The following is a 19546-nucleotide window of genomic DNA, read 5'->3' as shown; positions in this document are numbered from 1 at the left end:
CGGGCTTTTTAATTTACAATAATGGCAGTTAATGATACAAGAACAGCGAGTGCTGAAATAACAACTGCTGTATTTTGATTATAAGTGGAAGAGCGAACTCTAGCTTTATTTGGCGAAATATAGATAACATCGTCTTGTGCTAAATAGTAGCTTTGGTTATTTAATACAGCAATGGATGTTAAGTCAAATTGTGCGTACTGTTTTTTGCCATTATTGTCTCTAATAAGTAAAACATTATCTCTTCTTCCATGAATAGTTAAGTCTCCTGCATATCCTAAGGCTTCAGATAAAGATATTTTTTCATCTTCTAAAACAAAAGTTCCTGGGTTACGTACTTCTCCTAAAATAGTTACTGTAAAGTTTATTAGTCTAATATTTACAATTGGGTCTTTTAGGTATTCTTTTAATCTTGTTTTGAGTAATTCTGTAGCTTCGGTTCTACTTAGGCCTCCTATTTTTAGTTGCCCTAGCACTGGGAATTCTATATTTCCAAATTTATCTACTAAGTAGGTTTGCATTTTAGTGCTACCCTGTGTTACAATAGCAGATTGTCCTTCTGAAATTGTAGGAAGGTTAAATGGTCTTGCAGCTTCAGGGTCTATAGATGATACAATGATAGAGATTTTGTCGTTGGTTTTGTAAACAATATCTGTATCAAAATCTATTGGTTGGTAGTCTGCAAGCGTTTCGTCTTGAAAGTATGTTATCTCTTGTGTGGTTGCGCAAGATGCAAACAGAAAAACAAAGAGTAAGGAGGTGATAATACTAGTTTTTGGTTGATTAAAGATAGATTTCATGATTAATAGCTTTTTTTTTTTTTTATAAGTTTATTTTATGTTTAAAACTTCGTATTTGGTATTGTTAGGGTTGTATTCTGGTACTATGTCTTTAATTAAAGAAACTATTTCGATATTTGAAGAAGTAGAATCTAGTTTTAGTAATTTTCTGATTTTTTCTAATTGACTTTCGTTAACATCTTTGCATCGAGCAATCATTATTTTTTCGTTGTAGGTTGGTTTGGTGTTTTCGCCATCTATTAATAGTTCTTCAAAAATTTTCTCTCCAGGTCTTAATCCTATTATTTTTATATCGATATCTTCTGGGTAATTTAATCCAGAAAGTGCAATCATATTTTTTGCTAAATCAATTATTTTAACGGGTTTTCCCATGTCGAAAACAAATATTTCTTCACCTAATCCCATGGCTGCGGCTTCTAATACTAGCTGACTTGCTTCAGGAATAGTCATAAAATATCGTATAATATCTTTATGAGTAACTGTTAATGGGCCACCAGTTTCAATTTGTTTTTTAAATAAAGGAATTACTGAGCCGTTAGATCCTAATACATTACCAAACCTAGTAATAATGAACTTTGTTTTTCCTTTTACTATATTTTTTTGGCAGAATATACATATTTCGGCAATTCGCTTTGTGGCTCCCATTACATTTGTAGGGTTTACAGCTTTATCTGTTGATATTAGTATGAATTTTTCGGCGCCATGTTTCATTGCTAATTCGGCGGTGTTATAGGTGCCAAATATATTTACGCTAACCGCTTCAAAGGGATTTTTTTCCATTAAAGGTACGTGCTTGTATGCTGCTGCATGAAAAATAATTTCAGGTTTGAAGGTGTTAAAAATTTGATCTAAACGCTGTTTGTTTCTTACATCAGCAATAATGGTTTCGATGTTTGTTATCTTATTTCTTTTAAGTTCTTGTTGTAAATCGTATAAAGCAGATTCCGAATTATCTATAATCACCAGTTTTTTGAATTGATAATAGCTTAGTTTTCTAACTAGTTCGCTACCAATAGATCCTGCAGCTCCTGTTACAAGTAGCACTTTGTTGTTGTATTCGTCTATTAGTAGTGGGTTATCTATTCTTATTGGTTCTCTCCCTAAGAGGTCTTCAATTTTTATGTCTTTAATTTGACCAATACTTAAGTCGCCATCAATCCAATGTTGTACATCTGGAACAATTTTCACTTTCAAGTTTAAAGCAAATAAAGAACCGGAAATTTCTAATAGCCTATTGGAATCAATGCTTTGAATAGATATAATTACTTCGTCAATTTTGTTTTTTTCTACAAACTCTTTGTTGATTTTTTTGGGGTTATAAACATTTAGCATGTTTATTTTTTTTCCAATTTTCCCTTCTTTATCATCTAAGAAACCAAAAACTTTAATGTTGCTTTTTGCATCATTTGTTATGGCATCATATGTGATCATTCCAGAATTTCCAGCGCCATAAATAAGAACCGTTTTTAGGCTGTCAAAATCATGAAATAAGCTTTTATATATGTGTTTGATAAAGAATTTTGCGCCAATAATAAAGAATATGTTAAGTAATAAATGTATGTATATGATAGAGCCTGGAATATCAAAAACACTATCAAAATTGTATTTTCTACTTATATATGTAGTGATTATTAATATGGTTGCTAGTATGTTTAAACCAATAACAACATTCACTACGTCTTTAACTCCTGTAAATCGAACCACACCTTTGTGAGAGCTCACCGTTAGAAAGCTTATTACTGTTGCTGTGAATACGAAAGGGAGTTGTTTTAAAAAGGTGTAAAAATTAAAATCTATTACAAAATTATATCTAATTATATATGCTATAAAAAAAGTAAAAAGTACAATGCAAGAGTCAAACAGGAGTACAAGCCATTTTGATGCGTAGCGCTCTGTTAGTTTTCTTAATATGTCATTATAATTAATCAAAATAGGATATAATTAATTTTGTTATTCTATTTAATTCTGCTTCGGTAAGACTTGATCCACTTGGTAAACAAAGGCCTTTTTCGTATAAATTATTTGATACTCCGTTTAAATAGGCAGGGGCGTCTTTATATAAAGGTTGTAGGTGCATTGGTTTCCATGAAGGTCGGGATTCAATATTGTTGTTTTTTAATAGTTTTATTAAATCGTCTCTTGTTTGTTTTGTGTCTAATAGCATGCAACTTAGCCATCTGTTTGAGGAAAAACCTTCTGGTTCTTGTAAAAATGTAATTGCATCTATATTTTGTAATTGCTTACAATAGTGGTTGTAGTTTCTTTGTCTTAGTGCTACGTATTTGTCTAGTACTTTTATTTGTCCTCTTCCAACACCAGCAATAATATTTGTCATTCTGTAATTGTAGCCAATCGTTTTGTGTTCATATTCTAGTCCTTCTTCTTTTGCTTGTGTAGCTAAAAAGAGGGCTTTTTTCTTTAAAGTTTCGGATTTACTGATTAAAGCACCACCGCCAGAAGTGGTTATTATTTTGTTTCCGTTGAATGAAAGAATAGAGAAATCTCCAAAGGTGCCGCATTTTTGACCGTTAACTTGACTGCCAAATGCTTCCGCGCTATCTTCTACAACTGGGATATTGTATTGATTAGATATTGCATGTATTTGTTTTACATTGTATGGCATTCCGTATAAATTAATAGCTATAATAGCTTTGGGTTTTTTCCCTTTATTTATTCTGTCTTTTATTGTTTTTTCTAATAAAACAGGACACATGTTCCATGTTTGTTCTTCACTATCGACTAAAATTGGTGTTGCTCCTAGGTAAACAACTGGGTTTACAGATGCTACAAACGTTTTTGTTTGGCATATCACCTCATCACCTTGTTTAACATTTAACAATGTTAATGCAAGATGAATTGCTGCAGTGCCAGAACTTAGAACCGTTGCGTAACTTTCTTGATCAAGATATGTTTCTATGTCTTTTTCAAAACCGTTTACGTTAGGTCCTACTGGTGCGATCCAATTTAATTTAAATGCTTCTTTTATGAATTCTTGTTCGTGTCCACTCATATGAGGTGGAGATAACCAGATTCTAGAATTCAGATTAGATTCATTAATAGCCATATAAATATTGTTGTTTTTAAAGTATTAATCAAAAAAATACGACAAAGAACTCATTTAAACGTTCTTTGATTTAAATACTAAAGGTATTAAGTTTTATCTAAATTTATACACGCTTTTATGCTTTATTAATATATAAAACAACAGTTTATTTATTTCGTCTTTTTTGCTAGATCAATGTGTTATTAGGAGAGACTCTATAGCTTCTAGTTATAGATGGTGATAAATATACAAAATTATAAGATTAGAGTTGTTGTTTTTTTGTTTTTAATAAAGTGTTGTGTTAGGATATATTCTTTTTAAATAATAATTTAGTGCTTGCTATTAATCATTTTATGAAAAATAATCCATTCGTTTCCAGGACCTTTACTGCTGTTTGGTCAAAGCATTTTAACGCCTCTAAACAAGGTTTGATTTTTAAGTCTATCGCAAATGTTGGTTTTGTGAAAAACAGTGTGTTTCCGTTGTATTATAATGTTGGAAAAAACATTACTAATGGGATGTCTTATTCTGTAGATGTAGAAGAAAAAGACTTTAAGGGAAAAGCTTTTTTAATACATGATGTGCCAACGTATTTTGATTTGAAAACCCAGCGCCCTTCTTCTTTAAAATGTTTTAAGATTCCGCAATACAAAGGTTTTTTAGCAGAATTAAATGCTTTTGAAAGTTATGATGCTTTTGCAAAAAGTCAATTTAAATCGAATACAAGATATAAGTTTAGGAGAAACCAAGAAAGGCTAGAAGCATGCTTCGATATTACCTATTCTATTTATAACGAGTCCATAGACACTGAAACGTATTCAGTAATTATGAATGGTTTTAAAGCTTTATTAACGAAACGTTTTAATGCATTACAAAAGGATAATGATATTTTAGAAACTTGGGAGTATTATTATGATTTAATATTTCATATGCTTCAGGAAAAACGCGCATTACTAATTACGATTAGTAATAAAGATAAACCAATAGGTGTTTCTTTAAGTTTTCTGTCTGATACTACGATGTTTTATGCAATAACATCTTTTGATACGGATTATTATAGGTTTAATCTTGGTCATACTACAATTATTAAGTTGTTTCATTGGTGTTTTGAAAATGGATATACTATTTATGATTTTTCGAAAGGAGAGTATGAGTATAAAAACCGTTGGACTAACAATGCGTATACTTATGAAAATCATGTTTTATACGATTCTACTAGTATTATAGCGTCTGCAATAGCAAAATTTATAAAAACCAAGTATGCTTTTAAGCAATATTTGAGAGATAAAAATGTTAACGAAAAATACGTAAAGCTTAAGTTTGTATTAAAAGGTAAAAAGACAGAAACTGTTGTTAGAAGAAAATATGTTATTGAAAAATTAGAAGCGTATGCAGACGTTAATGCAATGCGGTTAATAGATATAGAAAATAAAACTTATGTTTTTTTGAAACCAATAGTTTTTGATGAATTATACAAGAATCCAGAAGCGATTTCAGGATTGTGTGTGTATGAAATTAAAGATTCAAGTAAAGATAGTTATTGTGTTGTAGGAGAGAAATCTAGTTATATGGTGTTGTTTGATTAATTTTTTGTTAGCTTAGATAAATGCGCCATGGTTTTACAATTAAAATTGTACGTAGATTTTAACATGCTATAGTGTATGAAAAGTGTTTCTAAAGCTTTAAAATTTTTATCTGTATTATCTCCAAAATTATGTGGATGCCACCACAAATGGTATACTTGTTTTTTTTTTGCAGCATATGTCATTCCTCTTTTAATCCTTTGGATTTTCATAGGTTCTAAAAAGCTCAAAAAATTACTGTACGGTCTTAAAAATCTACTAGAAGCTATATTTACTAAACCATAATGTATTTCTAATTCATGTGTATTATGTCCAGAAATATTAAAGTAAGTATCTAATAATCTATAAATTCTATTTTTTGTTTTGCCTAGCTGCTTCGTGTCTTTTGTGTTGTACATCCAGTGTTTTTCAATTCCTCGATAATTTAAAATACCATGATTTGCACATATTTTTAGATATGTTTCGTTTATTTGATTTCTAGGAAATACAATGCTTTTTATAGTAATGTCTTGTTGTTTAGCTATGTTTATGCTGGCTAACAGGTCTGCTTCAAACTCTTTTGCAGTTTGTCCTATTTCGTTGCAGTAGTAATGGCAAAAGGTGTGTGAACCAATCTCGTGGTTTTTATTTTTTTTAATTATATCAACTAATGAAGTTGCGTAATGATAAGGATCTTCATGTTGGTTGTTGCCAATTTCATTCAATAAACGATAAGGGCTAAAATTAGAATTACTGTAACTAGGTTTTATTTTTGGGCTAAACCGAATGATTTCTTCTTTATTCTTTGCAAGAAGGAAGCCAACAGAAGCAAAGGTTAGTTTAATGTTGTATTTGTCACTTAGCTTTAATAATCTTGGTACAATTTCTGTAACTTTTTCAAGATGTGATTTATAACTTTCTAAAGAACGAACATCAAAAACGCCCCAAAATAATTCGAAGTCTAATGAGATTACTAAATGTCCTTGATCGAGTTTCATTTTATAATACTTAAAAATGTTTTAAGAATAATCTTAATGTCTGTAAACACAGAAGGGTTAACAATATATTTCTTGTTTAGAGCAATTTTTTGAGGCATAATTTCTTTTATATAAAGTTTTTCAGGATCTACTGTATCTTTTAAAAGTTCTGCTTCATCTCTAAAAGCAATAGAGGCATAGTCTGTAATTCCTGGTTTTACTTGAAGTATTTGTAAATCTTCTTTAGAGTACAGGCTAACGTATTTGCGTACTTCAGGTCTTGGACCAACAAAACTCATTGTGCCTTGTAAAACGTTTATAAGTTGTGGTATTTCATCTAACTTATATTTTCGTAAAAAGTAGCCAATTTTTGTAACTCTAGTATCGTTGTCTCCTAATGTTAATAAGCCTTTTTTGTCCGATCCAACAAACATGGTTCTGAATTTAAAAATTTTAAAATCCTGATTGTTTTTCCCAACACGTATTTGTCTAAAAAAAATAGAACCTTTAGATTCTAGTTTAATTAGTATAGCAATTACCAATAAAACAGGAAATAATATTATTAATCCTAATAAGGAAAAGCATATATCAAACAATCGTTTTGTCATAATGTAGATTCTACAGCATTTGTAATTGTGCTTACTATATATTGTAATTCTTTACCTGTTAATTGCGGATAAATAGGTAAAGATATTTCTGCTTTATAATTGTTAAAAGCATTTGGGTAATCTTCTATTTTGTAGCCATAAGATTTAAATAAACTTAATAATGGTAAGGGTTGAAAGTGTACATTAACCGAAACGCCTTCTTTAGAAATTTTATCTATAATTATATCACGTTGTGTTTCGGAAGCATTTTTAATTCGTAAAGCATATAAATGACAGGAAGATGTTTTTTCTTCATTTTGAAAAGGAGGTAAGATAGCCCAGGTTTTAGATGAAAAATATTCTTGATACCATGTAAATATTTCTTTTCGTCTATCTAGAACACTTTCAAAGTATTCTGGTAGTTGTGCTACGCCAACAGCGGCTAGTAAGTCTGGAAGATTCATTTTTAAGCCAGGGTAAATAATATCATATCTCCAACCACCAGCTTTCGACTTTGTAAAAGCATCTTTTGTTTGTCCGTTTAATGAAAAACAGCGTAAAAAAAGGTATTCTTCTTGATTATTGAATGGCTCTGGAAGGTTTAAGCAAATGGCTCCGCCTTCTGCGGTAGTCACATTTTTAACTGCATGAAAGGAAAATACTGTGATATCTGTAGTTGCTCCAATACATTTGTTTTTATATTCTGCACCAATAGCATGAGCTGCATCTGCGATAACTATTATTCTTCCTAGTTTTTCTTGATTTTCATGGGATGGGTGAAATAAATCTCTAGTGTTGTCAACTAATTTATTTATAGCATCATAATCGCAAGGCCAACCAGCAATGTCTACAGGAATAATAGCCTTAGTGTCTTCTGTTATAGCATCTTTAATTCCTTTTAACGAAATATTAAAATCGTCTTCTATGTCTACCATTATTGGTGTTGCTCCAACATGTATTACAGCTAAAGCCGTTGCAGCATAGGTGTATGCAGGAATAATTACTTCGTCACCTTCGCCAATACCAAACCATTTTAAGGCTAGCATTAAACCGGAAGTAGCAGAGTTTACACCAAGTGCATTAGGTGCTTTTGTGTAATGGCAAACAAGTTCCTCTAGTTTTTTAACTTTTGGACCAGTAGTAATCCATCCAGAATCTAAGGCTTCTTTGATTTCTTTAATTACATTATTGTTAATGTAAGGAGGTGAAAATGGAATTTTCATCTTCGTTATATTTTATGATTAATAGCTTGGTTAAAGATATTAATATATTGTTTAGAAATGTTTTCTAAACTAAACTTTTCAACGTGTTTTAATGCATTTTCGGCTAATTGACTGGCTAAATCCTTATCTGTAGCTAATCTAATCATTGCATCTGCTAGAGCTATAGAGTTTTTTACTTCTACTAATAAGGCTTCTTTTTCATGTCTCGCAAATTCTCTAACTCCAGTAACATTAGTAGCAACCATAGGTAGCCCAACTGCTGCAGCTTCGAGTAAAACTCTTGCAAAACCTTCTCTAAAGGTTGGTAATACAAAAGCATCTGAAGATAAAAGTAGCTCAAAAACATCATTTCTGCTTCCAAGAATATCAATAATATCTTTGTATTGGTCTAGTATTTCTTGGTTTAAGCGTTTGCTATTTTCTTCTAAAGGGCCAACGAGTAGTATTTTGAATTCGAACCCTTTGCTTTTGCAAATTTTTGCAGCTTCTAATAGGTTAATAATTCCCTTTTCGTAAACCAATCTTGCAACACAAATAAAGGTGAAAGGTGTGTTGTTTCGTTTTGCTTTTTTGTTGATGTTTTTTAATTCAATTCCGCTACTAAATACAAGCTCATAGTTTTTTTCTGTAATAAGTTGATGTGACTTATATAGATCTTTATCGTCGTAGTTTTGAAAAACAGTTTTAAAAACTCGGTGTTTTATACTTCGATGAAGAGTATAGTAAACCCTTCTTAAAGCAAAGCTAAACAAGCTATTAGACATAAATATCGTTCCTAGTCCTGTAACTGTTCTTGTTATTGGTGTTTTTGTTTTTTTTAAAGCAATTGGCAATAAAAAGGCAGGCTTGGTATCGAACGTATGAATAACATCAAATGCGTTTTCTGCAAAAAACTTCCTGTACCATTTTAATGTTTTTCTGTCTGCTGAAGGAGAGAAGCTTCTAACCAAATTATAAGGAACATAAGTGATGTAATCGGGGAATTCACGAGTACTTGTTCCAAGAATGGTAACCTGAAAACCGGCTTCTTTAAGATAGTTAGATAAGGCTATGCGTTTATGTACATCTTCGCCACCAACAAGACAGATTTTTTTATTCATGAATTAAATTTACAACTAAAATAAGATAAGTTTTTTGTTTACTAAAATTTGTGCTACTTTAGAATGGACAAAACGCTATTTATGTTAAAGATTGCTAAGTATTTATACCATAATACTTGGATTGGAAAAACTGTAATCGATTCTGTAGAACAAATACATCATTACTACAGATCGCATTATCTTGACGATGCTACTTTTTTAAAACAAAATTTTAAAAAACGCTTTGGTAGATCGTTAGATTTAAACAATCCGAAAACCTTAAATGAAAAAATTAATTGGCTAAAGCTACATGATAGAACAGCTTTACACACTACTTGTGCAGATAAATTTAAAGTTAGGAAGTATGTAGAGGAGGCTGTTGGATCACAATATTTAATTCCGTTAGTGTTTCAAAGTTATCATCCAAAAGATGTAATTGCTTCTAATTTTCCAGTATATCCTTTTATTATGAAAGCAAATCATGATAGTTCTGGTGGAATTATTGTTCGTGATAAAGCAGTTGTTAATTGGAAAAAAACACAAAAACATTTTAAAAAGCTCCTTAGTAAAAACTATTATTATTCTGGGAAAGAATGGCAATACAAAAATATAAAGCCTTGTATTATTGCAGAAAAATTATTGGTTAATGATGCAGACGAAATTCCTTTTGATTATAAAATTCATTGTTTTCATGGTAAAGTTGAAGTGATTCAAGTGGATATTGATCGATATACCAATCATAAACGTAACTTATACAATACCGATTGGAAACTATTGCCTTTTACTTGGTCTTTATGGAATAAAGGAAAAATACTTTGGGATAACGGAAGAGATTTAGAAAAACCAAAGAATTTAAACGAAATGATAAGTGTTGCTGAAAAATTATCGAAGCCCTTTTGCTATGCTAGAATAGATGTGTATGATTTTGAAGATACTGTGTACTTTGGTGAAGTTACTTTTCATCATGGTAGTGGTTTAGAAACCATTCATCCTGAAAAATATGATCTAGAATTAGGAAACTTATTAGATTTAACTAAGATAAAAACAAAAGCTTAAAATGAAGCAATTTATATCTAATATCTATCATAATACCCGATTGGGTTTTGCTGTTATTCAGCCATTTAAAAACGTGTATGAATATTTTCGTTATGCTTTAGTTTCAGATGAAACTGTTATAAAAAGTGAGTTTATAAAGAATTTAGGCTATGTGCCAGATTTAGAGAATCCAAAGACTTTTAACGAAAAACTACAATGGTTAAAATTAAACGATAGAACTTCTGTGCATACCATTTGTGCCGATAAATATAAGGTTCGAGAATATGTAAAAGATAAAATAGGTGAGGAGTACCTGATTCCTTTAGTGTTAGAAACAAAAAACGTTAGAGATATTGTACCAGAAAACTTACCAGATTATCCATTTATTATTAAAACGAATCATGATAGTTCTGGAGGTATTATTGTTAGAGATAAAACGCAACATAATTGGATTAATGTACAAAACACACTGTCTAAGTTTTTAAATATTAATTATTACTATAGGTATAAAGAGTGGCAATACAAAAATATTGAGCGTAGAGTAGTTGTTGAGGAATTGTTAATGGATAAAAGTGGCGGCATTCCTTTTGATTATAAAATGCATTATTTTAATGGAAAACTTGTTTTTACACAAGTAGATATTGATAGAGAGAAAAACCATAAACGAAATTTGTATGATATAAATTGGAATTTAATGGATTTACAATGGGTTTATAAAGCAGGTAGTGAAGTGAAAAAACCGAAACTATATGATAAAATGGTCACTTTAGGTGAAGTTTTTGCAAAAGACTTTTGTTATCTACGAGTAGATTTTTATCACGTAAACGATACCATTTATTTTGGCGAATTAACCTTTCATGCCGAGTCTGGTTGTGGTGCTTTTACTCCAGAACATTATGATGCAGATTTTGGAAAGTTATTGCAATTACATAAAACAGTGGTTTCTTAAACATACAAATTAACATACCATTTCTGAAAGGTATAATACGTCCAAACCTTATAGCTGTTATCTTCTTTACCTGTTAAGTGGTTTTTTACCAATTGCTTAATATAGTCTATGTTAAAAAGGTTTTGTTTTTCTAAAAACGAAGTCTCAATATAGCTTTCTAATTCTAGTTTTAAACCAGAACGTAGCCAATCTCCAACAGGAACCACAAATCCTTTTTTAGATTTTTCTAAAAAATTTTCTGGAAACTCTTCTTTAAAAGCTTCTTTTAAAATATGCTTTTTGCTATATCCTTTTAATAAATAGTCTTCTGGTAAACTGTTTGCAAATTCCCAAAGGGTTTTGTTTAAAAAAGGAGCTCTACATTCTAACGAATTTTGCATACTTGTTCTGTCAACCTTAACTAGCATATCTCCTTCTAGACTCATGTGTCTATCTATTTCGCGATACTCATGAACGGTTTTTGGTTTTTTAATACCAGATTTCTCTTTATAGTAATTAAAAGTGTTTAACTGAATGCTATCCGGTTTTAAAAGTTTTTCCGTGTCGTTCGAAAAACCTAAAGAAATGATATTCCAATAATGTTCGTTATTATAATGTATTGCATTAACTGCTTTTTTAAGCTTAAATCGCTTTCCTCGATTATCGTCTTTGGTGTTTAATAGTTTGTTTAAAACACTTTTGGAAGCATTATGTAAAAATTCTGGAACTATACTTGTGTACTTGCTGTTTAGTTTGCCAATATAGTATTTATTATAACCACCAAAAACTTCATCGCCACCATCACCCGTTAAGGCTACCTTTACAAAGCCTCTTGTTTTATTCGCCACCAAGTAGGTTGGTAGCGCAGAGGAATCTGCAAAAGGTTCATCGAAATTTAAAAGAATTTCATGAATGTTTTTTGCAATATCTTTTTCAGAAATTATAAATTCATGATGATTGCTGTTAATCCGCTTGGCTACTAGTTTTGATTTGTCTGTTTCGTCAAATGAAGCTTTATCAAATCCTATAGAAAAAGTGTCTATTTTTTGATTGTTCATTTGAGATAACCCTAAACTTACAATGGAAGAATCTACTCCTCCAGAAAGAAAAGTGCCTATTGGAACATCACTAATAGAACGGCTTTCTATACTTTGAAGCATTCGGTTTTTTAATTGCTTTTTAGCTTCCGCGAAAGCGATATCTTGCTTTTCTTTTTTAACCGCGTTTATTTTATGAATAGTGAACTGCTTTTCGTTTAAATCATAATCGATGTAATGATTAGCTTCTAGTTTAAAAATTTTATCATATATGGTAAACGGCGCAGGAGTATAGGTTAAACGGAAATATAAGTTTAATCCTTCTTTAGAAATTTGAGGTTTTGTAACTAGATTGCTAACGATAGATTTTAATTCGGAAGCCCAAAAGAAATTTTGTTTGTCTTGATAATAATATAAGGGTTTTTCTCCAAAAAAATCTCGTGTAATAAAAACCTTGTTTCGTTTTTTATCATAAATACTAAAAGCAAACATGCCATCTAGTTCGGCAAAGCTACGTTCCCCTTTTGTTTCGTATAGTCTTAAAATGACCTCAGTATCAGACTTTGTTTTAAAAATAACACCTTTGTTTTCTAGCTGTGCTTTTAAAGTTTGGTAATTATAAATTTCGCCATTAAATACAATTACGATGCTCTTATCGTCATTATAAATGGGTTGTTTTCCTGTGCTTAAGTCAATAATAGAAAGTCTTCGCATTGCCATTGCAACAGTGATTTGTTTATGGTTTTCTATGCAAAAACCATCTTCATCTGGTCCGCGATGAAAGATGAGCTGATTCATTTTTTTTAATGAATTGCTTATCGCTTCGCGATTATTGTCTTTACTTATTATGCCATTTATTCCACACATACACGCGAGTCTATTAGTGTTTTTAGTTGCTTTCCTATTACAGAAATATCGTATTGTTTTGCTTTGTTAAAGCTTAAAGCACTGTAGTTTTCTCTTACCGAATTATTGTTTTTATAATAGGTAATTGCTTTTGCTAAACCTTTGTTATCGTTTACATTTACTAGTAATCCGTATTTAGCTTTATAAAAATCTCCTTGCTTAATTTGTACCTCTTCATTGTCATTTAATAACTCTAAAGGCCCAGACATGCAATTGGTTGCAATAACAGGAACACCAAGTGACATAGCTTCTAGAATCACATTAGGAAAACCTTCCGAAAGCGATGTTAATACTAAACAATGGTGTTTTACTATTTCTTGGTCTATAGTATTGCTATTTCCTTTAAAAGTTATTGTTTTATTAAGGTTTAATGATGTTGAAAGTGTTTTTAATTCTTCTTCCAACGCGCCAATTCCGTAAATATTTAAGGAAACTAATTCGTTAATTAGTGCAATACTTTTTATTAAACTCTCTTGGTTTTTTACAGGGTTTAACCTTCCTACTGCTACAATTTGAAAAGGTGTTTTAGAATTTGAATAATCTAGAAAAGCAGGTTTTTCTTCACGTGTATAAATTGGGTTGTAAACCACTTGTGCAGGAATTTTTAACTCAAAGTTGTTTTGTAAATCCTGATTAATATGTATGGAATTAGAGAAAAGGGAACCGTTTTTATTGTAAAAATGTTTCACTAATTGTTTCCCAAAGCTGCCATAGGTTTTTGAAGGGAAACACCGCTCACTAATTATCGTTTCTAATTTTGGATTTACCATTTTAGTATATCCATTAATAATGTTTTGTTTTATTAGAAAAGAGATGCTAATATCGATACCATTTTGTTTGATGATTTTTGGATACTTGTAAGCACTTAATAAAAAACTGCCAAATTTAAAAAAGGAAGAATTATCATAATGTTCCTTTTTTGTGGTCATGCAAATAATATTTACATCCTTATGTATAGGTAAGTCTATATTTTCGTATATAAGCACCAAAGTTACATTGTAATGTTTTACAAGTTCACTCGCTAACCTTGCAACCACACGTTCTGTTCCGCCAAAACCAATAGAAGCAACAAATAAAGCTATATTTTTTTTCTTAATCATGAATATATAAATCTTCGCTTAAAGCTTTCGAGAAAATTTCAGAAGCTACATTAGACATGTGTGCAATATCTGCCCAGTAATCTACATGGTTGTTATCTTTAAAAAAATCACTGTAATCATGATACTCAATGTTTAAGTCTTTTAAAACTTTTGTCAACGCAATATTATCGTTCTTACATTTATCGATATAAATAGGTGTAGTTATAGTGATAAGCTTCTTGTTGTTACGTTTGCAAAAAGAGTCAATTTCTTTTAGATAACTATTAAATAACGGATTGAGTTTTAAGTCCGTTTTACATTTAATACTATCGTTTCTAGCTAATATATTTTGAAATATTTCTTTTTGAGTACTGTGTACTTCCATAGGGTCGTACCCATAATAGGTTTCTAAGTCATATTTAGGAAAAATTGCATTTTTAAGAATACCTAAAACCAACCCATTATAATCTACACACCAATAAAATTCTTGTAAGGGGTTCACTAAATCGGATCTTTGAAGCTCTTTTTTTATAATATCGTTGGTATGGTATTTTACCATTAACGTTTTCGTTTCTTCTCTATTATAATACTCTCTATATGCGACATTAGGGTCTACATGAAGTATAACTGTTTGCTTAACATCTTTGGGTAGCATTTTAATTAATGTAGCACTGTATGCTATAAATTTACCATCCACACCCATATTATAACTAGACTGTTTTAGTTTTTTAACATCAATATGGTGATTTGCTCTAGAGCTCCCAAAAACAATAAGTTTTGTTGTGTCTTTTATCGATAAATAATGGTTTAATTTTCCAATTGCTTGACCAGAAAAAACCGTATCGCTAATTTTAGTAATAGTGAAGTATGCTGCTTTATCTATAATAAAAGATAATACAATAATGAAAGCAATAAGCTTTACTGATTTTATAATTTGTTTCTTATCCATAATACTTAAAATTGAAAATAAATAAAGTTATTAGATGTCGAGTAGAATAAACTAATAAGAAGTATGATAACAGAAACTGCAGCACCAAGTTTTATTGGGCTTAGTTTACGACCTAAAGTTTCTAAATCTTGTTTAGATCGAAACAGGTAAAGGTCTAAAGACATACCAATTAATAACATAGATAAGCCAGTAACAATAGCATTTGTATCTCCTATAAATGGAATTTTAAAATCGAAGAAAATTAATTTTTTCACGATTAATCCTGCAGCTTCAAAATCTTTAGCCCTAAAGAAAACCCAAGAAACAAGTACTAAGCAGAAAGGGTATATATAACCAATCCATCCTGTGTGTTTTATTTTAAAAGCCGTGAAAAGTATTTTTTCGGTAACTAGTAGTAAGCCATGAATTGCTCCCCAAATTGCAAAGTTCCATGTATTTCCATGCCAAAGACCTCCTAGAATCATGGTAAGCATTAGGTTTCTAAAGGTCATAAATGCGGTGCCACGACTTCCTCCTAAAGAATAGTATAAATAATCGCGGAGCCATGAGGATAAAGATATGTGCCAACGTTGCCATATATCTGCAATAGAATTAGAAAAATAAGGTAGATTAAAGTTTTGGTTAAATTTAAAACCTAATAATTTAGCACTACCAATTGCAATATCTGAATATCCTGCAAAATCAAAATATATTTGATACGAATAAAATATGGTAGCAATAAGTAAAGTACTCGAGTTATGAATGTCTGGACTGGCGTAAATAGAGTCTACATAAACCCCTAAATTATCTGCAATTACTACTTTTCGGAATAAACCTACGGCAATTTGAAAGATACCGTCATGAAACCATTTTTGCTTAAACTTACGTACATTTTCAATTTGTGGTAGTAGGTTAGAAGCTCTTTCTATAGGTCCTGCAACTAATTGCGGAAACAAACTAACAAATGTAAAGAATGCAACAATGTCTTTTGTTGGTTTTAGTTTATCTCTATAAACGTCTATGGTATAACTCAAGGTTTGAAACGTGTAAAAACTAATACCTACAGGAAGTATTATATTTAAAGTAACATGATCTACTTGCCAACCAAAAAGTAGCATCATTTCGGCAAAACTTTCTGTAAAAAAGTTGAAATATTTAAAAGCAGCCAAAAGTCCTAAGTTAGAAACTAAACTTAGTCGAAGCCAGTTTTTTTTAGCTTTCACGGAATTCGATTCGTAGATTTTAATACCTATATAATAGTCTATAAAAGAACTATAAATAATTAAGGAAAGGAACGTCCAATCCCAATAAGCATAAAAGAAATAACTAGCAACTAATAATAAAATATTTTGCTTTTTTAGATCTTTATTTAGCAGCCAATACAGTATAAAAACTGTAGGTAGAAATATTAGATATTCAATAGAGTTAAATAGCATAGGTTGTGGTTAGTTTAATAAAGAGTTCTTCGTATTGATTAATAATTTTTTTGCTATTAAAGTTGTTTACAACTATTTGGTTTACAGTTTTAGGGGAAAATGAATAGTTGTTGTTAAGGTTGGTTAATTCCTTAACACATTCATCTACTGTATTTATAATAAATCCGTTTTTGCCTGGAGCAATAATTTCATTAATTCCTCCTGGCGCATTAAAAGCAATAATTGGTGTGCCAACTACGCAACTTTCAATTAATGCATTTGGAAATCCTTCGGAATAAGAGCCTAGTAAAAATACGTCACTCTTTCTCAAATATCCTTCTACATCTTTGGTGTAATCTATTTGGGTTACTTGATTTTCAATTCCTTTGGTGCGAATTAAGTCTACAATATATTCTTTTTCATTTCCATCTCCAATCATAAAATAATGAAAGGGAAATTTTAATTTCGAAAGCACTTCAATAATTCTAGCGTGTCCTTTTTCTTTACTTAGTCTGCCAACAGTAATAATTTGTAACGGTTTATTGCTGTTTCTTGTTTCTGTTTTTGGTACTGCATTAAAGGTAATAGGGTTGTTTATTAATGCCGTTTTGTTTTGTGCAACCCCATAATTAGCCATCATGTCATTTTGCATGTCTTTAGATTGACATATTAAACAATCCACGAGTTTGTAAGCTTTAACAATAATTTTTTTTGAAAAACTTAATCTATTACCTCTATCATGCTCTGCTAAAACACTTAAAACATTAGCTTCTCTTGCTGCAAACTTTATTTTAGGAAAACCAATAGATAAATAAGCAATTATCGTATTTAGGTGAAAAATAGAACTTACAACAATTTGAGGTTTTTGGCTTCTAAAATGCTTGACTATAGCAAATACAGCTTTTAAAACCCTAGTTTTGTTTAGGTAAACAACCTCAAGATTACTAACATCATATACAGTATCTTTCTCAAAACCAACAACTAATAGAGTAGGTTGAAACTTGTTTTTGTCTATGTTTTTAGCAACAAAAGATAATATGCGTTCTGCTCCACCAGCAGCTAGCGAAGGAATTACAAATGTTATTTTAATCTTTTGTTTACTCATTATTTTATAGTAAAAGTGTTGCCGTTTTTATCTAACCATTGTTTAAGTACTAATAATTTCCAAATTAGTGGATATCTATTCCAAGTACCATCCATGTGTTGTTTAATGCGTAATTGTACTTCTTTTACGTTTATGTTTGGTATTTGTTTTAAGGTGTCTTCGGTTAAAGTATCTAACACAAAATCTTTAAGATCGTTTTTAAACCAATTAGAAAAAGGCATAGTAAAACCTGCTTTTGGTCTATTAAATATTTCTTTTGGCACATGCTCATAAAGAACATCTTTTAAAATGCGTTTTTGATTGTTTTTCTGATATTTAAAATCTGTAGGCAATGAACGAGCAAATTCTACAATTCTATAGTCTAAAAGCGGAGCTCTTGCTTCTAGAGAATATGCCATTGTTGCTCTATCTACTTTCGTGTTTATATCCCAATTTAAGTAGGTTTTTAGGTCGAAATCTGAAATTCGTTCTAATAAATTTTTATCGGTTTCTTTCAAGTATTTTACTTCGGAAACATTGGTGTAATTATTGGTGTTTTGTAGCCAAGAATTATCAATTCCACTGCTAATCCCTAAGTATAAATCGTTAAGGGAATCATATTGTAAACCTTGCGCAATCATTTTTAATTTGTAATACGGAAGACTTCCAATAAGGTTGGATGAGAATTTTCTTAAACCAGAAGGGACAGCATAAAGTGCTTGTACTTGCTTCATCCATTTGTAACGCGTATATCCAATAAAACTCTCGTCGCCACCATCTCCTGAAAGCGCCACAGTTACATGTTTTCTAGTGTGTTTTGCTAATAACATGGAAGGAATTGCAGAAGCATCTGCAAAAGGTTCATCGTAAAATTGACAAAAGTTTTCTATTAAATCTAATCCTTCCGAATAATTACAATCAATTACATGGTGCTCTGTATTTAAATGATCTGCTACTTGTTGTGCATATTTACTTTCGTCGAAGCCTTTTTCATTAAACTTTACAGAAAAAGTTTTTATTTTACTGTTTGTGCTTTTTGAAGCTAATGCTGCAATTGCCGAAGAGTCAATTCCGCCAGAAAGAAAAACGCCAACAGGAACATCTGCAAATAATCGAATAGTGGAAGCGTCTTTAATTAAATAGGAAAGTTCCTGTTTTGCATCTTCGTAAGAACCTGTAAATAATGAATTATTGTTTTTAGAAATATCCCAATATTGTGATTTTTTGAAACTATTATTTGTTAAGTCTAAGATAAAGGAGTAGCCAGCTTCTAATTTATGCACTTCGTTAAAAATAGAGTTTGGATCAGGAATGTTTCCCCAGGTTAAATAACTAGAGATTGCTTTGCTGGAAATAGATAAATTGCTGTTATGTAGTTGAATGGAGGAAATCTGACTAGCAAATTCAAAACCATTTTCACCCAAATAATAGTAAAATGGTTTTTGCCCCATTCGGTCTCTAGCACCAAATAAACGTTGCTGTTTTTCGTCGTAAATAACAAAGGCAAACATACCATTTAGCTTGTTTATAAAAGCTTCGCCATATTCTAAATAGGCTGCACAAAGTACTTCTGTATCGCTAGTTGTATTAAAAATATAGCCCTGAGTTTGGAGCTGTTTTTTTATTTCTAAAAAATTATAAATTTCTCCATTAAAAACAATATGAATGTGTTTATATGTTAATGGTTGGTTGGATCTTGGGTCTAAATCGATGATCGATAATCTATTGTGACCAAAAATGATGTTTTTGTCCTTACCGTTAAATGTGAAATGTGTCGCATCTGGACCTCTAAATGCGGCGCTTGCAAGTTTTTCTTTAACTTGTGAAGGTGTGTATTTTATTGTAGATCCGTATATACCACACATA

16 protein-coding genes are annotated in these 19546 nt (G+C 30.8%); 3 read left to right on the top strand and 13 right to left on the bottom strand.

From position 1 onward, the window contains the following. Positions 1 to 8: 8 nt before the first annotated feature. From ACVC3Y_RS11280 to ACVC3Y_RS11270, 3 genes are all read right to left on the bottom strand, one after another. The gene (locus ACVC3Y_RS11280) at positions 9 to 797 is read right to left on the bottom strand and encodes a polysaccharide biosynthesis/export family protein (protein ID WP_303423609.1); all 789 of its coding nucleotides are present in this window, start codon (positions 795 to 797) and stop codon (positions 9 to 11) included. Between the two features lie 30 nt (positions 798 to 827). Continuing rightward, on the bottom strand, positions 828 to 2519 hold the full coding sequence (locus ACVC3Y_RS11275; RefSeq protein ID WP_368389412.1) for a polysaccharide biosynthesis protein: 1692 nt from the start codon (positions 2517 to 2519) through the stop codon (positions 828 to 830). A gap of 199 nt (positions 2520 to 2718) precedes the next feature. Next, complete coding sequence (locus ACVC3Y_RS11270; protein ID WP_452226947.1) at positions 2719 to 3807, bottom strand: aminotransferase class V-fold PLP-dependent enzyme; 1089 nt, start codon at positions 3805 to 3807, stop codon at positions 2719 to 2721. A 386-nt stretch (positions 3808 to 4193) separates the two neighbouring features. On the opposite strand from ACVC3Y_RS11270, the gene ACVC3Y_RS11265 reads away from it, so the two are divergent. Next, on the top strand, positions 4194 to 5426 hold the full coding sequence (locus tag ACVC3Y_RS11265) for a GNAT family N-acetyltransferase (protein WP_452226946.1): 1233 nt from the start codon (positions 4194 to 4196) through the stop codon (positions 5424 to 5426). Here the strand turns inward: ACVC3Y_RS11265 and ACVC3Y_RS11260 are convergent. From ACVC3Y_RS11260 to ACVC3Y_RS11245, 4 genes are read right to left on the bottom strand one after another with little or no spacing between them, the layout of a single operon-like run. Beyond that, entirely contained in the window at positions 5423 to 6400 is a 978-nt protein-coding gene (locus ACVC3Y_RS11260) for a polysaccharide deacetylase family protein (protein WP_452226945.1), read from the bottom strand. The genes ACVC3Y_RS11265 and ACVC3Y_RS11260 overlap by 4 nt on opposite strands. Continuing rightward, positions 6397 to 6987 (bottom strand): sugar transferase, encoded by a 591-nt coding sequence (locus tag ACVC3Y_RS11255; protein ID WP_452226944.1) that lies wholly within the window; start codon positions 6985 to 6987, stop codon positions 6397 to 6399. Before ACVC3Y_RS11255 ends, ACVC3Y_RS11260 begins: the two co-directional genes overlap by 4 nt. Further along, a complete protein-coding gene (locus ACVC3Y_RS11250) occupies positions 6984 to 8189 on the bottom strand; it encodes a DegT/DnrJ/EryC1/StrS family aminotransferase (protein WP_452226943.1) in 1206 nt (401 codons plus the stop codon). Before ACVC3Y_RS11250 ends, ACVC3Y_RS11255 begins: the two co-directional genes overlap by 4 nt. Positions 8190 to 8194: 5 nt before the next feature. After that, positions 8195 to 9289 (bottom strand): glycosyltransferase, encoded by a 1095-nt coding sequence (locus ACVC3Y_RS11245; protein ID WP_303423595.1) that lies wholly within the window; start codon positions 9287 to 9289, stop codon positions 8195 to 8197. Between the two features lie 81 nt (positions 9290 to 9370). Between ACVC3Y_RS11245 and ACVC3Y_RS11240 the strand changes: the two genes are divergently transcribed. Both ACVC3Y_RS11240 and ACVC3Y_RS11235 read left to right on the top strand, forming a co-directional pair. Continuing rightward, positions 9371 to 10324 (top strand): ATP-grasp fold amidoligase family protein, encoded by a 954-nt coding sequence (locus tag ACVC3Y_RS11240; protein ID WP_452226942.1) that lies wholly within the window; start codon positions 9371 to 9373, stop codon positions 10322 to 10324. A gap of 1 nt (position 10325) precedes the next feature. Next, complete coding sequence (locus tag ACVC3Y_RS11235; protein WP_452226941.1) at positions 10326 to 11252, top strand: ATP-grasp fold amidoligase family protein; 927 nt, start codon at positions 10326 to 10328, stop codon at positions 11250 to 11252. On the opposite strand, the gene asnB (ACVC3Y_RS11230) is transcribed toward ACVC3Y_RS11235, so the two are convergent. Genes asnB (ACVC3Y_RS11230) through asnB (ACVC3Y_RS11205) form a run of 6 tightly spaced genes read right to left on the bottom strand, consistent with a single transcriptional unit; the run spans position 11249 to position 19545 of the window. Next, the gene (gene asnB / locus ACVC3Y_RS11230; RefSeq protein WP_303423589.1) at positions 11249 to 13135 is read right to left on the bottom strand and encodes an asparagine synthase (glutamine-hydrolyzing); all 1887 of its coding nucleotides are present in this window, start codon (positions 13133 to 13135) and stop codon (positions 11249 to 11251) included. The two genes, ACVC3Y_RS11235 and asnB (ACVC3Y_RS11230), sit on opposite strands and share 4 nt — an antisense overlap. Then, positions 13123 to 14274 (bottom strand): glycosyltransferase, encoded by a 1152-nt coding sequence (locus ACVC3Y_RS11225; protein ID WP_452226940.1) that lies wholly within the window; start codon positions 14272 to 14274, stop codon positions 13123 to 13125. Before ACVC3Y_RS11225 ends, asnB (ACVC3Y_RS11230) begins: the two co-directional genes overlap by 13 nt. After that, entirely contained in the window at positions 14267 to 15202 is a 936-nt protein-coding gene (locus ACVC3Y_RS11220; protein ID WP_303423585.1) for a hypothetical protein, read from the bottom strand. Before ACVC3Y_RS11220 ends, ACVC3Y_RS11225 begins: the two co-directional genes overlap by 8 nt. Positions 15203 to 15207: 5 nt before the next feature. Then, positions 15208 to 16617, bottom strand: a complete 1410-nt coding sequence (locus tag ACVC3Y_RS11215; protein WP_452226939.1) for an MBOAT family O-acyltransferase — start codon at positions 16615 to 16617, stop codon at positions 15208 to 15210. After that, positions 16607 to 17701 (bottom strand): glycosyltransferase, encoded by a 1095-nt coding sequence (locus tag ACVC3Y_RS11210; RefSeq protein WP_452226938.1) that lies wholly within the window; start codon positions 17699 to 17701, stop codon positions 16607 to 16609. Before ACVC3Y_RS11210 ends, ACVC3Y_RS11215 begins: the two co-directional genes overlap by 11 nt. Then, positions 17701 to 19545, bottom strand: a complete 1845-nt coding sequence (gene asnB, locus ACVC3Y_RS11205; RefSeq protein WP_452226937.1) for an asparagine synthase (glutamine-hydrolyzing) — start codon at positions 19543 to 19545, stop codon at positions 17701 to 17703. The genes ACVC3Y_RS11210 and asnB (ACVC3Y_RS11205) overlap by 1 nt, the downstream gene beginning before the upstream one ends. Between the last annotated feature and the right edge of the window lies 1 nt (position 19546).

It is taken from the genome of Lacinutrix cladophorae (genome assembly GCF_053604645.1).
This window is presented reverse-complemented; position numbering and strand designations above follow the sequence as displayed.